The following is a 16,290-nucleotide window of genomic DNA, read 5'->3' as shown; positions in this document are numbered from 1 at the left end:
TGATCACTCTTCTTTCAGGAAACATGGCAACATCTTTAAAATTTTTGAGCAGAGCTTGATATGTGATGAGTGCATCCAAAATGACTCTACTTAACGGGAAGAAAATTACCGCATGGATTTTCTTAAGCAGGAATGTTTAAAAGTAAAGAGAAGTTCTATGGCGAGAAACGCCGGCTGGGTAATGGCCGGCACCGGCACTGGAATCATCATGCAGGGCTTTACGTTTGTCCTGCTGGCGCGCCTGCTGGGGCCGCGTGAATACGGCATTTATGTAGCTGCATTCGCGCTCGCTATGATTGCATCTCAATACAGCGCGCTTGGTAGCGGTACCGTTCTGCTGCGCTATGTTTCCATCGACCGCTCAAAGTTTGCGCCTTACTGGGGAAGCGTGCTCCTGACGCTGTTGACTGTCGGGACACTACTAATTGGTGGAATCACACTTCTGGGACGAAAGGCACTCAAGCCGGAAAGCGCGAATCTGATCGTTTTTGCAGGCATTGCAAACTGCTTTTTCCAGCAGCTCGCAGTCGAGGCAGGCAGGGTCTTCCAGGCATTTCAGAAGCTGAAGCTGACCGCGCTAGTTAATGCCGTCACTCACGCTGCGCGGCTGATTGCAGTCGGGGTACTGTTCGTGATTGAGAGGCATTCGACGGCACGGCAATGGAGCATCATGTCAGTCATTGTTTCTGGCATTACGGCACTTCTGGCTTTCGGCCTGGTAAGTTTTCAAATCGGGATGCCCAGGGTTTCCATTTCCAATTGGATTGGAAATATCAGTGAGGGCTTAGGCTTTGCCTTTGCCGGATCCACGACGGCGGTCTACAACGATTTGGACAAGACCATGCTCGGCCATTATGGAATGGACAGGGCCAATGGCATTTACACGATGGCGTATCGGATTGTGGATATTGCCACTACGCCGATTTCTTCCATCCAGGCCGCCGCGATTCCGAAGTTTTTCCAGCGTGGCAAAGAGAGCCTCTCCTCGGCGGCAGAGTTGTCAAACAAACTGCTGGCGCGCGTAGTTACTGTAGGTGCCGCTGTTGCATTGGGCATGTTCTTGGCTGCACCATTGCTACCGAAGGTGTTGGGCCACGGCTTTCAGGACAGCGTAGAAGCTTTGCGCTGGCTGTGCTGGATCCCAATTTTCCGCGGAATCCATCTCATCAATGGCTGCGCGTTGACGGGTTCGGGGTTACAAAATTACAGGACCGCAGCCCAAGTTGTCGCAAGTGTGTTTAATTTTTTGTTGAATCTTTACCTGATTCCTGTTCATGGATGGCATGGAGCCGCATGGTCCAGCCTTCTGACCGATGGCGGTCTGGCGCTTCTCAATGCGGTGATTCTGCACCTTTTGCTTAAGGTACGAGACCGTGAAGAGGCCTTGGTCCTGGACTAAGCATGGAGTTATGGACATTTGTTCGACATTGTGGCAAACAGGATTGAGCCCATAAAGGGTGAATGACACAATGGATGCATGTTGCCGACATGCATCCTTGACCTGAATCCCTGCAAAGCGCGTAATTACGTCCTTACAGTCGCATTTCTGCTCTTTGCAGCACCGGTATTTTGCCTGGCACAGGACCACTGGGTAGGCACATGGGCGGCGGCACAGCAGCTGGTGGAGCCGCGCAATGCACTCAGTCCCCAGGATGCCGAGGACATGACTCTGCGCCAGATCGTGCATCTCTCGATCGGCGGCAGCAAGCTCCGGCTGCGGCTTTCCAACCGCTTCGGAAAGACCCCGCTTCATTTGACCGCAGTGCATCTGGCGCTGCCCGTCTCACCCTCTTCAAGCCGGATCCAGCCGACAAGCGACAAGGCACTCACCTTTTCTGGAGCAACGGAGGTGATCATCCCCGCAGGCGCAGAATATGTATCCGACACAGTTTCTTTTTCTGTCCCACCCTTGTCGGACGTGGCCATCACTCTGCACACCGACCAGCCTCCGGCCGAGCAAACCGGCCATCCCGGATCTCGCGCCACCTCCTATTTTGTGCATGGGGACCAGGTTGCCGCACCTGAGCTTCATGGCTCACAGACCACAGACCACTGGTACTACATCGCCGGGCTCGATGTCGCCGCATCCTCGAACGCCTCTGCTACCGTGGCCCTAGGCGATTCCATTACAGACGGCCATGGCGCCACAACGAACGGAAATGACCGCTGGACCGACGTACTGGCACGCAGACTGCAAACCACACAGCAGGCCGCAAACATTGCGGTCCTGAATCTGGGCATCGGAGGCAACCGGCTGCTTGAGGACGGGCTCGGTCCAAACGCCATGGCACGGCTGGACCATGATGTTATTGCGCAGACCGGCGTTCGCACGCTGATCGTGCTTGAGGGCATCAATGACATCGGTACGCTCACGCGCCAGACCGATGCTGCCCCCGCGCAGCACCAGGCGCTTGTACAGAGCATTCTCAGCGCCTACAAGCAGATCATTCTGCGGGCACACATGCACAACATTCGCGTGATCGGCGCTACGATCCTGCCCTTTGGTGGATCCAGCTACTACCATCCTACTGCTGCAAATGAGGCCGACCGGCAGGCAGTCAACGCTTGGATCCGCGCTTCGGGCCAATTCGATGCCATCGTCGATTTCGACCAGATCATGCGCGACCCCGTCCATCCGGAGCGTCTTCTCCCGGCCTACGACTCCGGAGATCATCTGCATCCCTCGCCCGCCGGATACGCTGCCATGGCCAACAGTATTCCTCTGTCATTGCTGCTGGCTCCTCAGCCTTAAAACGTCGCAACACCGCGCAAAAAACTGACCCCGCTGCCTGAGCGGGGTCTGCATATTCTTTCTTTAGGCCGGACTATTCTTCGACAGCGTCGACAAACGCGCGCAGCTTCCGCGAGCGGGAAGGATGCCGCAGCTTGCGCAGCGCCTTGGCTTCAATCTGGCGGATGCGTTCGCGCGTCACCTGAAAGCTCTGGCCCACTTCTTCCAGCGTGTGCTCGGAGCCATCTTCAAGACCAAAGCGCATCTTGATCACCCGCTCTTCCCTTGGCGTCAACGTGCGCAGCACCTGCGAGGTGTATTCTTTCAGGTTCACGCTGATGACTGCATCGGACGGCGAAACGGCCATGCGGTCTTCGATGAAGTCGCCCAGATGGGAATCCTCTTCCTCGCCAATCGGCGTTTCAAGCGAGATCGGCTCCTGTGCAATCTTGAGCACCTTACGGACCTTGGCCACCGGGATGTCCATGCGCTTGGCAATTTCTTCCGAGGTAGGCTCCCGGCCAAGTTCCTGCACCAATTGGCGTGACGTGCGGATGAGCTTATTGATTGTTTCGATCATATGCACTGGAATGCGGATCGTGCGGGCCTGGTCGGCAATGGCGCGGGTAATGGCTTGGCGGATCCACCAGGTAGCATAGGTCGAAAACTTGTAACCGCGACGGTATTCAAACTTGTCGACAGCCTTCATCAGGCCGATGTTGCCTTCCTGAATGAGGTCCAGGAACTGCAGGCCGCGGTTGGTATATTTCTTTGCAATGGAGACGACCAGGCGCAGGTTGGCCTCAATCAGCTCCCGCTTGGCCTGCTCGGCATCCATGTCGCCCTGAATCATTTCACGCTGCGTACGCTTCAGCTCGGCCAGGGTCACTCCGGCTTCCTGCTCCAGCTTTTCGAGGTCGATCTTGCAGTTTTTCTGCTGACGGCGGTATTCCTTCTTCAGTTCTTCGCTCTTTGAGGCCTCATATTTCTGGTCCAGGGACTTGATCTGCCGTTCGAGCATGCGCATCGAGTCCACTGTTTTGTTCACTTTGTCAAGCAGCCGCTTGCGTTCCTGGTTCGTATACTTCAGCTCACGGATGATGCGATGGCCATAGATCCGCTCACGGGCGATGGCCCAGCGGAGCTTGCGTTGTTCCTTTGCTTTGCTCTTCTGTCCGGCAATTGCTGCCAGCTTTTCTTCAAGCTGCGCGGCCTTCTTCTGATGTTTCACCAGGGTGTCAATCTTTGCGACGGTCTGCTTGACCCGCGCCTGCAAGACCTCTTCGGTGATCTCTTCCTCGTCAAAGATCACCACTTCCTTGATGTTGCGCACACCCCGCTTCAGGTCCTCACCCAGGGCGACAATCTCGCGGATCACGATTGGCGAGCGGGAAATGGCCTTCATGACGCGCAGTTGCCCGCGCTCAATGCGCTTTGCGATCTCAACCTCGCCCTCGCGCGTCAACAGCGGCACTGTACCCATCTCGCGCAGGTACATGCGGACCGGGTCGTTGGTCTTTTCCAGCGCGCCCGGAGTCAGGTCAAGCTCTACATCTTCGCCTTCCTCGCCTTCCTCGTAGCCACCGCCAAACTTGGGGCTGCCCTCGTCAAGCAGATCAATGCCCTGTGTCCCGATGGTGGTAATCAGATCATCGAGATCATCAGGAGAGTTCAGGTCATTCGGAATCAGGTCATTGACTTCCCCATAGGTCAGGTAACCCTTTTCCTTGCCTGTATCAATCAGTTTCTGGATGTCATCCTCGTACTTGTGTTCCATCGCCAAACGGGTTTCTCCCGGGAAAAATTTCGGATCCTATTGCTTTTGCCTGGAGCGGACGGGGTGCGGTTGAGGCCATATTAGGCATGTCCCGGAGCAATCGGGTCGCGGGAAAAAGGCGCACGTCCACCAAAGACTTACAGGATATCACGGACGGGCTTTTTATCATACACTCCCCGCGTCCGGAATTTTCGGTTCCCACTTACTTAGATGTGGAAAAGACGATTTCGTTTCTTTCGTTTCTCGATTCCGCCTTCAGTCCGGACTCGGCCCCTTTTCACGAAATCAAAGCCCTCTTCCTCCCTTCCTCTCGCAGCGAGGGAAAAAAGAAAAGGCACGGCCGACGCCATGCCCTTTAACAAACAAGGGGTCGTATCCGGCCCTATTGCAGGTCCAGTTCCAGCACCTGGATGGAGTACGCCGGCAGGGTGTGGCGGAAATCACTGCTGACGTCTTTCAGCGTAGTTTCTGCCGGAACAAGATTCTTCGGTGCATCAATCGTATTCGTGGCCTGGGTTCCTGGAGCGCTCAAAGTAGTCACTCTTCCGGTCCGGGCCAGATGTGCTCCATCCAGCCTGATTTCCACACTCTGTGCAGTCGAGTAAGCATTGACCAGCTTCACGTAAAGTCGTTTTTTTCGGGTGTCTTTCGTGACCGAATAAAAAAGCTTTGGATTCGCCGTATCTACGCCCTCAAACGATGCCTCGGGCCGCTCGTCTCCCAGATGACTGGCAAACATCACCTGTGCGTAGTAGCTCGGGGACCCGTAGCTGCGCAGCGCATCATAGCCAATCAGGTCCGTCTCCCACTGCATCCCGTTGACGTTGACCAGAAGCGGCGCGTAGGAGGCCATAATGACGATGTCGCTGTTGCGCTCCATGCCCGTCATCCAGGCCGCATCGCCCAGGGCGGCGCCAAAATTGGGCGTCGGAGAACCTTCGCGCGTGGCCCATTCGCCTACAAAGATTTTGGGACCATTGCGGTCCGTCTTGTCGTAATGGTTGGCATCGTGGAAAAACTGCGTGGCGCGCAGATAATAGTGCTCATCAAGGACGTCCGGACGGATGCCCTTTACCGGGGCGGTGGCAATCAGCTGCAAATCAGGATATTTCGCCTTGATGGCCTTGTAGAACTGCGCATAGCGGGCGTCGTAGCTGCCAGAGCGGTCAAACCAGTCCTCGTTACCGATCTCAACATACGTCAGCTTAAAGGGCTGCGGGTGCCCGTCTCTGGCCCGCTCGGCACCCCATTTGGTGCTTGTATCTCCTGTCACATATTCGATCTCGTCCAGAGCATCCTGAATATAAGGCTCAAGATCTGCTCCGGGATTTACATGTTCCCCTTCCAGGGAGTAACCCGCATACACTGCCAAAACCGGCTGCATGTGCAGGTCTTCGCACCACTCTAGAAATTCAAGCAGCCCCATTCCATCGGAGGAGTGGTATCCCCAGGGACTGGGGTGGGTCGGACGGTCCACCAGAGGGCCGATGGTCTTTTTCCATTCAAAGCGCTCGGAAATGTGGTTGCCTTCCAGATAATTGCCGCCTGGAAAGCGCAAAAACTGCGGGTGCATGGCCGCCAGCAGTTCCATTAGGTCCACCCGGTTTCCATTGGGCCGGTCGTGGTAGGTCGGTGGAAAAAGCGAGACCAGGTTGAGCCACAGTGTTCCTGGATGCCCCACCGTAATCTCCAGATGGTTTTCCGCAGAAGGCTGGATGGCGCCCGTCTTCAGCGTGTAGTGGTACTGCTTCCAGTCTGTTCCAATGCCGGCAACCGTTGCGCTGGCTACAACCCGATTGCTCTGATTTTGGACCAGGCTGACGGTCACCGGACCAAGAGCAGCCGAATCGGCCTTTGCATAAAAAGAGCCTTCATACGTCGTATTGGGACGAAGAGCAAAACCCCAGTACCCTTCATTGAGCACCCCGGCCCTGTTCTTTTCATCGGCCTGCTGAATGTCCAACCGCAGGCTGGCATCCAGTGCTTTGCTGGGCCCGGTCTCCTTGTCGATGGACATCTTGACGGCAGCCTTGCCGCCTTCGACCAGATACCAGTACCGGATGCCCGACCAGTCGCTGCGAAAAGTACGGTTTCGGACCATTTCGGCATAAAGACCGCCATCATAGGAGTAGTTGATCTCCTCGGTCATCAGGCCGTAGAGCATGGGGCTGACTTTGGCCGCGGTCTTGTCCACATGGACCGTCAATACGGGAGAGCCCTGACCGAAGGCCGCAGGGACCAGCAGAGACGCAGCCAGCCCACAAGCGATAGCAAACGTTTTCCCATTCATTGCAAAGTCTTTCCTCAGAACAAAAATAGATGTCGCGCCAGTATATCGCAGGAACAAATCCCCCGCCCACTTCCTCCCATTGTCCCCACTCACCTCCCCTGCCTCTCCAGCCTGGAATGCCGCCCAGAAACCTGCCGGAACAGGAAGAAACCAGCCTGTCCCAGCTACACTATCGGTCCCCTCAGGCCCCTGGATTCCTTTTTTCGCTTGACAGTCGAATCTTTCAACAGGCTTAATGGACAGCGCGGTTTGTATCGGCATCGATGCTGTGCTCAAACCGTTTAGTAAATGCATTTCACGCATTGCATAAACTTTTCGCGGATAAACAAAATGAACTCCGCGGACTTGGAATGAAAAGTCAAACACAGTTCGTAAGTCTATACAGGTAATCAACTTAGAAGGCATCCCGTCCAAACCGGGAGGGTATGCCTTCCAGGTACAGATACAGGAGGCCAGAAATATGAGACGTTCCCGTTCTTTGCTCGTGTTTGCCTGCCTGACTGCCATCTTCCTGTGGCGTCCGGCGCTTGCGCAGAAGATCACCGGGGCCATTAGCGGCACCGTTACCGATTCCAGTGGCGCTGCTGTCCCAAACGCAACCGTTACCATCACCAACACGGCAACCAGCAAGGTCTACACCGTCACGACCGACTCTCAGGGCGGATACACGGTTCCGGAGCTGCCGGAATCCACCTACACCGTGGATGTCAAGGCCCCGAACTTTAAGGAATCGGTCACGAAGAACGTCGTGGTCCACGTAGCCACCACCACCAACGTCAATCCGCAGCTTGAGCTGGGCAGCGTCAGTGAGTCCATCACCGTCCAGGCCAACGCCATTCAGGTCCAGACCGACAGCGCCTCGCTTGGCGAGGTGGTCGATGGCACTCAGGTCCGCGAGCTCCCGCTGAATGGGCGCAACTTCGTTGAGCTGACACAACTTCAGCCCGGTGTCTCTGCCGCCAACAACTTCCAGAACACCGGAAAGGGGCTGAACGGTGGCGTAGACATGTCCATCAACGGCAATCCCACCACAAACAACCTTTTCCTGGTAGATGGAGTGAACAACAACGACGTTGGCTCCAACCGCACCATCCTCATCTATCCGTCCGATGATGCCATCGCCGAGTTCAAGATGCTGACCAACAGCTATGGCCCGGAATACGGACAGGCATCCGGCGGAGTCATCAGTATCGTCACCCGCAGCGGCAGCAATGCCTTCCACGGCACGGCGTTCTATAGCGGCCGCAACGATGCGCTGGATGCCTACGATTACTTCACGGCCCCTACAGCAGGCCAGGGGCTTCCCCTGAATGGCAAGGCGAAAGACCGCCGCAATGACTGGGGATATTCGCTCGGCGGACCCATCAAGCGAGACAAGCTCTTCTTCTTCTGGTCCGAGGAATGGAACCACTGGATCAAGGGCCGTCAGGTGAGCGCCTGCGTGCCTACGGCTGCTGAACGCGCCGGAGACTTTTCAACCCTGGGCTGCAATACCGCCGGCTATCCTGACTTCAGCCATGTGCCCGCTGCCGACATGGCCGGACCACTCAAGCTGAACGCGGTCGATCCAGCCACCGCGACCATGCTGCAGATGCTGCCGCTGCCCAACACCCCCAACGGGGCGCTGAACTCCAATGGCCAGAACTGGTCTGAGTCTCTGCCCACGGGCCTCTTCTGGCGGCAGGAAAACGTCCGCATTGATTACGACCTGAACCACTCCAACCACATTATGGGCCGCTACACGCAGGACACCTGGTCCAACCCCGCATTTAATGCCGGCTACTGGGGAGACACCGTTTATCCTGCGCTGAACAGCAATTGGGCGCAGCCCTCCAAATCCATCACTGCCCACTGGACCTCGACCATCAGCAGCACCCTGGTCAATGATGCGGCCTTCAACTACTCCAACAACCGCATCCAGATCACCCCCGGAGGGACGAACCCTGGTTTGCTGGCGCAGGTCACGGCGGCCGTTCCCACGCTTTATCCTGAATCCCTTAAGCACTCCAAACAAGGCGTGCCGCAGGTCAACTTCGGGGTCTATGGCGGAACCACCAGTATGCAGGCCCCGTGGCAGAATGAGCTGGACCTCTACAGCTTCCGTGACGACCTCACTTGGATCAAGGGACAACATGCCCTGAAGTTTGGGGCCTTCCTTGGCTTTAATGGCAAAAATGAAGACGTGAACAGTGCCAGCGGGGAACGTCCCAACGTAGGTGGACCGGCGACTTCCAGCGGCGGCATTGACACCGGTGATACCCTGGCCAATCTCGAACTGACCGGCAACGTCTTCAATATCGGCGAGACCTCCACGAACATCCGGGCCCAGTTGCGCTGGCGCGATTATGAGTTTTACGCCGGCGACACCTGGAAGCTTACACCCCGGCTCACCCTGAGCTACGGGGTCCGGTATTCGCTGTTACTGCAGCCTTATCAACCCAACGACCAGATCACGAGCTTCCAGCCCTTCTTGTATGACCCGAGCAAGCCTGCCTCCGACGCCTGCAATGGCCTCTGGGTGGCCCCTGGCCAGGACCCCTGCGGGGCAGCCAACAAGCAGTTCGGGACCAATTTCAGCAGCGGCACCCCAGGACCGGACCGAGCACTGGTCCGCAATGGCTACCACAACTTTGCTCCGCGTGTCGGCATGATCTTTGATCCTTTCGGCAACGGGCAGACCGTCTTCCGCATTGGCGCCGGCCAGTTCTATCAGCGGGAGCGGGTTTCAGAGTATACGCTGGTGGCCAATGCTCCCTTTGCCTTGACCACGAGCGCCTATCCCCGCACCCTGGATGGGGCCACACCTTCCAGCATCTCTGGCACGGCAAGCCCCACCGGTGGCAAAGACCCCAGCCCGGTCATCCCCAACTCCTGGCAGTGGAACTTCACTGTCGAACAGGCGTTGGCCCGTAATACGACTTTCCAGATCGGCTATGTGGGCAACCGCGGCATCCACCTCACCAACGTCTATGACTTGAACTCCATCGCGCCGCAGAACTGGATGGCTGCAACCTTCGCCAACAGCGGCACGGCCACCAATCTTCTGCGTCCTTACCCGGCAGGCGGCAATAACGGCACGCTCACTTACTGGTCGCGCGGCGGAAGCTCCAATTACAACGGCCTGCAGATCATGCTGCAAAGCCGCGTGGGCAATGCCCTCCAGCTGGGTGCGGCCTACACCTGGTCTCACGCCCTGGCCGATGTGCAGATTGACGACTCCAGCGGCGGGATCGGCTCTCAGGCCCGGACCTACTACACGGATCCTCGTCTGGACTATGGAACTTCAGACGTAAACCGTCCCAATATGTTCATCGCCAACGTCACCTACTTCCTGCCCAAACTCCAGGGTGCAAACTGGGTAGAGCGTGGGGTCCTTGGCGGCTGGGAGATGACCAGCATCATCGCGGCCCAAAACGGAAACAACTTCACCATCTTCCAGGGAGCGCATGAGAACGTAAGCAACCTGGCCTCTGGCACCACCAGCCAGCTCAACCAGAACGGCGCGCTGGTCGAAACCGGCTTCACCAGCCCGCTCCGTCCGCTCGTCACCGGGCAGAGCTGTGTCTCCGGACGCCACGGCAACACCATCATCAATCCCGGGGCCTTTACTCTGATTGGCTATCAGTTGGGCACCATCCCCAGCAACATGGAGCCGCGCGGCTTCTGTGGCGGTCCCAATTACAACGACACAGACTTCTCGGTCCGCAAAAACTGGCAGGCATTTGAGAAGTTGAACATCAAGTTCCAGATGGACTTCTTCAACCTCTTCAACCATCCCAATTTCAACCCGTCGTCTCTCTCCCAGGGATCGCCGATTGCCGGCCTCAACTGCGGCCCGTCCTTCACCGATTCCACGGGAAAGACCGCCTATAACCCTTGCAGTGCGTCCAACAACGTCGTGACGCACCAGGACCTGCAAACCGGCTTCGGAACATCGAGCGGCCTGCTGGGCAGCGCAAACTCGCGCACGATCCAGTACGGGCTTCACTTCGAGTTCTAAAAAGCGCTTCCCCCTTTCTTCCAGGCCCGGACCCGTCCGGGCCTGCCTCTTTCCCGCCCCTGAAAATCCACTCTAGGCAAAACAGCACCCCGTCCGGTAATCTGGTAGAAGCCCTATCAGGGCAAGTCTGGAGGTGTAGTCCCTTTGGCAGAGGTTCGTGTACAGGAAGGCGAACCGCTTGAGAATGCCTTGCGCCGCTTTAAGCGCAAAGTGCAGCAGGAGGACATTATTAAAGAAGTAAAGCGTCACTCCTTTTATCTGAAGCCAGGTGAAAAGCGCCGCATGAAGGAAGCCCTGGCGCGCAAGCGGAACCGCAAGAAGGCCCGCAAAGAGCAGGATTAACACTCTCCGTTAGAAACAGTCCCCGCAGGCCGCTGTCAAGCGCCCCGGGGACGCACCAAACAGAAGCAGTCAGCAGTCCGATCGGCATGCACCTTCGGCATGCCTGCCAGTCCGGTTTCAGTCTCTGGCATGCGCCGCCTTCACCGCGGCATGGGCCCCTTCACAAGTCAAGCTGTCTTTGTTGTGAAACATATCCCTGCGCTCTCCGGAGAGCGGGCGGAGGTTCCGCCAAGATGGACTTCACGGACAGAATTCTTAAGTGTGTGGACTGTGGGAATGAATTTGTTTTTACCGCAGGCGAACAGCTCTTCTTCCATGACAAGCAGTTTCGAAACCTCCCAAAACGCTGCAAACAATGCAAGGCCAAACGTACCGCAGGAACAGTGACTGCCCGCACAGAAACCCGGACCGTCTGTTCTGAATGCGGGGCCGAGACCACCGTCCCGTTCAAGCCCACCCAGGGACGCCCTGTTCTATGTCGCCAGTGCTTTCAGAAGAGGCGCAGCCTGCCTCCAGGCAGCGCTCCATCGCCCGTGCGCGGTCCCCAGGCGATCTAAGGCCGAGATGCTCGTGACTTGACTCAGAGACTTCAGGTTCGGCTCCGACGAAGAGCCGGACCGCGGACTCCGACTGCTAGCAGCAGGCGGCCGCGGTGAGGGTGACCCGCAAACTGGCCACCCATCATCCTGGTAAGCCCCAGGACTTCTCTGGGGCGGCCAGGACCGGGCCCGAAGTCACGGACTCAGGTTCGACCATCTTCTACTACCCAAGCATCGGTTACCCTTGTTGTATTCGCTGTAGCAATGCACCACCTTTGTGGTGGATGGCTGCTCGCACTGCTGCGACGCGGCCGCAGCACGGAATCTGTAAGGCAACACTCCAAGGACGGATTGAGGTTTTTTGAAGGAAAATTCCAGGAATATGGGGCACAGCGTGATCGCAGCAGACGAATCTCCTCAGTCCATTTCCCTTGCAAAGTTTTGCCCGGTAGTCGAGGAGTGCCATTGATCCGCCAGACTATGTCGGCCTTATGGACCCTTGCAGTCCTTTTTGCACTGGTTGAAGCGAAACAGGTGAAGGTGTTCCTACCCAGTGCCATTTGGCCCTACCCTGAATATGGGGTTTTGCTCCTGATTGCCCTCCTGTCTCTTCTTCTTCGTTTGTTCATCAATCCAAATACCTTACGATTTGACCGCAAATATCTCCACCTGTGCCTCTATTTCACAGGTTTTGCACTTGTGTATGTGCTTTGCACGCTGATAAATGCCCTGATCGCGCCCCGGCTGGAGGAGGGAGAGATGCTGGGTGGTATCAGCAGGGTCGTGCTTCAATTTGTATTTGCGCCTCCCCTGGTCCTGGCCAGTCTACATGCCGTTTTCGGAGAGTGCAGACTCTCTGCTTTAAAGCAGCTTCCTTTTTCCTGGCCTGATGGAATTGATCCTGCTGATTGGAGGAGACCTTGCGTTTGCAGTCAACTTTCCATCTCAGTGGACCACGCAAATCGGTAAAGAAATCCTATCGCAATCCTGGGTTGAGATTGGCTCAAAGGTCTTTTTTGTCCCCAAATGGGGCGGGACCTTTGCAGAATCTCAGGAGTTAGGTTTGCTGATACTCATTTCACTTTTACTGCTTGAGCTATGGATGCAACAGACACAAATGCTGGGCAGCAGGTGGAAGATATTAAAATTCGTCTACATTGGATCCATTTTCTTGACCGCGTCAAAAGGCGTGCTTGCCGGACTTTTCGTCTTCTATCTTTTTCGCAATCGCAGATTCTTCCAGCTAAAGCTTACAGGGCTGCTTCTTGTATCTGTCATCGGCAGTCTGTATCTCGGCTTCAGCATCTATTCGCACCCTGAGGCACTTCAAAGTCAGGCATTTTCTTATGCGTCTCTGGACGAGCGCATCTTTCACATTCTTTACTTTTTGAGGCTATGCGCCTCGAACCCCATCCATTTGTTCATTGGTTTTGGCGCACGGCAGTATGGGGCGCTGGTGGCCCAGGCTTATCCTGCTGTTTTTACAAAAAGCACCAACGCAGTTTCTATTTTTAGTATCGTTGCGGATTCCGGCGTGCTGGGCATGACAGCATACCTGGTCATGATCGCCTATTTAATGATGTCCTTGAAGGGCTATCTGCCGCGGTTGGTCTTTATCAGTGGATTCATCGCCACACTATGGATGCCTGATTGGAGTATGCAGTGCTATATCTTTTTTCTTCTTATTATGTTCTTTGCTTGTTCGCAGACGGGCTTTCCTCGCCCCTCAGAAGGCCCTTCATCCAATCGGCTGCATGCGCACACTACAGGCCGACCCTGCGGTCCCAAAATCGAACCCACCTGCTGAAATGTAACGGACGATTGGCAGCGTGAAGCCAAAGAGGACAGAAAAACAAAGCCGTGAGCACTGTAGCGATGGCCTCAGGATCTCGTTACACTCCGATGTTTTGTGCGGGAGTCAGGACGGCCCTATCTGCTGGCCTTGGCAGTGCTCTTTTTCGTTCCTGTCTCTCTGGCTGTTCCGGCCAGGGCCAGATCCCTTTCGCTGCGGACATGCTTCTTGTCCTCATGCGTCACCAAAAGCGCCTCAATCTGCACCAGAAGGTCCTGCGTATTCATTGGTTTTACCAGCACCTCATCGGCACCTTCTTCCATCTCAGAGCCCGCCGCAGGATAGGCCGTCAGCATAGCGACGGCGGGGCGATAGGGAGCTTTTCGCGCCGCCTGAACCACATCCAGACCAGAGGTCTCGCTTTCCATGCGCATGTCGGTAATCACCATGTGATACTGGCCGCTTTTGATCTTGGATTTTGCTTCGCGGGCGGAGGCCGCCGTTTCCACCTCAAACCCGTTGATTTCCAGCACGGCCTTGAGCGTCAGCAGAATCGCCAGTTCATCATCCACAAGCAAAATACGCCGTTTCATAGGTACTCCTGTCGGTGGTTGGGATGGGGCACTCCGGACCCAGCGCAGGCACTCCCGTCCGGTTGTTACACTTAACATGTGGAAGGATATCACGTCGAGAACTTCGGGTGCCGCGCCAGCCGCTCCGATGGAGAGGCCATTGCTGCCGGACTGCGCCGACGCGGCCTCTCTTCCGCCAGTGATCTTTCAAGCGCCCGGATCGTCGTCGTCAACACATGCAGCGTAACGGCAGAAGCCGACCGCGAGGCGCGCGCCTTCATCCGCCGCGTGCATCGCAAGAATCCTCAGGCAAAGATCATCGTCACCGGCTGTTACGCCCAGCGCGCTCCTCATGAGGTGGCCGCCCTCAAGGGCGTCAGCGTTGTCATCGGCAACAGCCACAAGTCGCTGGTTGTGCCAGAAAGCTCAGCGCCTTCGGACTTTGTGCCCCTGGCCCGGCTGACTCATACCGTCCCCATTCTGCATGATCCGGAGTTCGCCCATGCCGAACTTTCTGTGCTTCCCTTCGCAGAAGATTCGCAGCAGACCCGTCCTAACCTGAAGGTCCAGGACGGCTGCGCCAATCGCTGCTCTTTCTGCATCATTCCGGAAACCCGCGGCCCCAGCCGCTCGCTGCCACTCGCAGAATGCCTCGCCGCTGTCCATCGCTTTGTGCAGGCCGGAGGTCAGGAGCTGGTGCTTTCCGGCATCAATCTTGGCCGATGGGGACGCGATCTGTCTCCGCAGCAGCGCTTCGTAGACCTTGTTGCCGCGGTCCTCGAACAAACGCCCCTGCCACGGCTCCGCCTCAGCTCGATTGAGCCCATGGACTGGACACCGGAACTGCTGGCAATTTACGCACAATATGCGCCTACGGGCAGGCTCGCCCGCCATGCGCACCTTCCTCTGCAATCCGGATCAGACACCATGCTGCGCCGGATGCATCGCCGCTACCGCCCCTGGCACTACGCAGAAAAACTTGCCCGTATCCATTCCCTGATGCCCGATGCGGGCATCGGCGCGGATGTGATGATCGGCTTTCCCGGAGAAACAGATACGCTGTTCCAGGAAAGCTATGATTTCATCGCCGCCCAGCCCTTTACTTATCTGCATCTTTTTCCATTCTCGGCGCGTCCGGGAACGCCCGCTGCGGCGCTGCACAGCGAATGTCCCGTTCCCGCCGCTGCTGTTGAGGAGCGCATGTCCGCACTGCGCAGGTTGATTGCAGAAAAAACCCTTGCTTTCCGGCGATCTCAGCTCGGACAAACCTTGAGTGTGGTCACACTGGAAGCCCGGGGCCATACGACCACCCCAGCCCTTTCCGACAACTTTGTTCGTGTGGAGATCCATGCTCCGCTTCCCGCCAACCAAATGGTGAACATACAGGTCACGGAGCTAAGCGAAGACGGACTGCGCGCTGGGTCCAGCCCTATCTCTTCCCGGCCTTCTTTTCTCCCTGCACCGCGGGGTGGGCCAATCCTCCAATCGCCTCAGTCAGTTTGACGCTGGCCTCCTGCAAGGCGTTACGGACATGCTTTGGCGTCGTCGGGTCTTCAATCCGGGCCAGATACGGCACCGTGAGGGCTGCTACTGCATTCCCGCGCTCATCCAGCACCGGATAGCTGATGTTGATGACTCCGCGGATCTCATAGCTGTCCCGCTCCTCATATCCCTGGGCCTTGATCTTTGCCAGATGCTCGTCCAGGTCCCGCGGAACTTTATGCCCGGTGCGCACCTGCCAGGTCTCAATCGCCCGGTTGCGCGCTTCCGAGGGCAGGTGGGCCAGGATCACGTGCCCGGTAGCGGCATGCATCAGGTCCACAACCGAGCCGGCCTTGACGTAGAAACCGGGGCTGATTGGCGAATCGGCCTGCGCCACAATGACGACCTGCCCGGCCTCCAGCACTCCCAGGTGGCAGGACTGGTGGATCTGATGCACCACTTCCTGCATGATGGGCAACGCTTCTGATACCAGCCGCTTGGTCGGCGGATACTCCAGCGACATGCGGAACATCTTGAGCGTCAGCCGGAAGCGCTCATCTTCCTCCGAACGGGCAATGTAGCCACGCTCCTCCAGACAGAGCAGCATCCGGAAGATCTCCGAAACTGTGCGGTTCAGCCGCCGAGCAACCTCGCTTTTCGTAAGCCCGGCAGGCTCATGGGCAAACAACTCAAGAATATCGAGCCCCTTTTCCAGGGCCGGGGTTGGGTAGCGTCGCTTGATCGTCTTCAACGTGCATGTCCTGA

The 16,290-nt window shown here is 56.8% G+C and carries 11 protein-coding genes; 7 read left to right on the top strand and 4 right to left on the bottom strand.

Annotation, left to right across the window (positions count from 1 at the left end; translation table 11 throughout):
• Positions 1-157: 157 nt before the first annotated feature.
• Positions 158-1,399 carry a flippase gene (locus N655_RS0108025; protein ID WP_026442563.1) on the top strand — a complete coding sequence of 414 codons (1,242 nt, stop codon included), beginning with the start codon at positions 158-160 and terminating at the stop codon, positions 1,397-1,399.
• Between the two features lie 78 nt (positions 1,400-1,477).
• Complete coding sequence (locus N655_RS0108020) at positions 1,478-2,752, top strand: SGNH/GDSL hydrolase family protein (RefSeq protein ID WP_049961336.1); 1,275 nt, start codon at positions 1,478-1,480, stop codon at positions 2,750-2,752.
• A 73-nt stretch (positions 2,753-2,825) separates the two neighbouring features.
• On the opposite strand, the gene rpoD is transcribed toward N655_RS0108020, so the two are convergent.
• Together rpoD and N655_RS0108005 are read right to left on the bottom strand one after the other, a co-directional pair.
• The gene (gene rpoD, locus N655_RS0108015) at positions 2,826-4,508 is read right to left on the bottom strand and encodes an RNA polymerase sigma factor RpoD (protein WP_044934220.1); all 1,683 of its coding nucleotides are present in this window, start codon (positions 4,506-4,508) and stop codon (positions 2,826-2,828) included.
• Between the two features lie 382 nt (positions 4,509-4,890).
• Complete coding sequence (locus tag N655_RS0108005) at positions 4,891-6,798, bottom strand: alpha-L-arabinofuranosidase C-terminal domain-containing protein (RefSeq protein WP_026442559.1); 1,908 nt, start codon at positions 6,796-6,798, stop codon at positions 4,891-4,893.
• Between the two features lie 460 nt (positions 6,799-7,258).
• Between N655_RS0108005 and N655_RS17990 the strand changes: the two genes are divergently transcribed.
• From N655_RS17990 to N655_RS0107980, 4 genes are all read left to right on the top strand, one after another.
• Positions 7,259-10,798, top strand: coding sequence for a TonB-dependent receptor (locus N655_RS17990; RefSeq protein WP_049961335.1), 3,540 nt, complete (start codon positions 7,259-7,261; stop codon positions 10,796-10,798).
• 144 nt (positions 10,799-10,942) lie between these two features.
• Complete coding sequence (gene rpsU / locus N655_RS0107995; protein ID WP_026442558.1) at positions 10,943-11,140, top strand: 30S ribosomal protein S21; 198 nt, start codon at positions 10,943-10,945, stop codon at positions 11,138-11,140.
• A gap of 86 nt (positions 11,141-11,226) precedes the next feature.
• Positions 11,227-11,697, top strand: coding sequence for a zinc-ribbon domain containing protein (locus N655_RS17985; RefSeq protein WP_349509473.1), 471 nt, complete (start codon positions 11,227-11,229; stop codon positions 11,695-11,697).
• An 871-nt stretch (positions 11,698-12,568) separates the two neighbouring features.
• Complete coding sequence (locus N655_RS0107980) at positions 12,569-13,486, top strand: hypothetical protein (protein WP_238324591.1); 918 nt, start codon at positions 12,569-12,571, stop codon at positions 13,484-13,486.
• A 122-nt stretch (positions 13,487-13,608) separates the two neighbouring features.
• Here the strand turns inward: N655_RS0107980 and N655_RS17980 are convergent, their stop codons facing one another.
• Positions 13,609-14,064: a response regulator gene (locus tag N655_RS17980; RefSeq protein WP_044934214.1), complete on the bottom strand. Its 456-nt coding sequence runs from the start codon at positions 14,062-14,064 to the stop codon at positions 13,609-13,611.
• Between the two features lie 78 nt (positions 14,065-14,142).
• Here N655_RS17980 and mtaB point away from each other — a divergent pair, with 78 nt between their 5' ends.
• A complete protein-coding gene (mtaB, locus tag N655_RS17975) occupies positions 14,143-15,546 on the top strand; it encodes a tRNA (N(6)-L-threonylcarbamoyladenosine(37)-C(2))-methylthiotransferase MtaB (protein WP_069955816.1) in 1,404 nt (467 codons plus the stop codon).
• Here the strand turns inward: mtaB and N655_RS0107965 are convergent.
• Positions 15,473-16,276: an IclR family transcriptional regulator gene (locus N655_RS0107965; RefSeq protein WP_026442555.1), complete on the bottom strand. Its 804-nt coding sequence runs from the start codon at positions 16,274-16,276 to the stop codon at positions 15,473-15,475. The two genes, mtaB and N655_RS0107965, sit on opposite strands and share 74 nt — an antisense overlap.
• Between the last annotated feature and the right edge of the window lie 14 nt (positions 16,277-16,290).

The sequence above is a fragment of the Pseudacidobacterium ailaaui genome (assembly GCF_000688455.1).
Taxonomy (GTDB): Bacteria; Acidobacteriota; Terriglobia; order Terriglobales; family Acidobacteriaceae; genus Pseudacidobacterium; species Pseudacidobacterium ailaaui.
The sequence above is the reverse complement of the archived record's forward strand: the minus strand, read 5'-3'. Positions and strand labels throughout refer to the sequence as shown.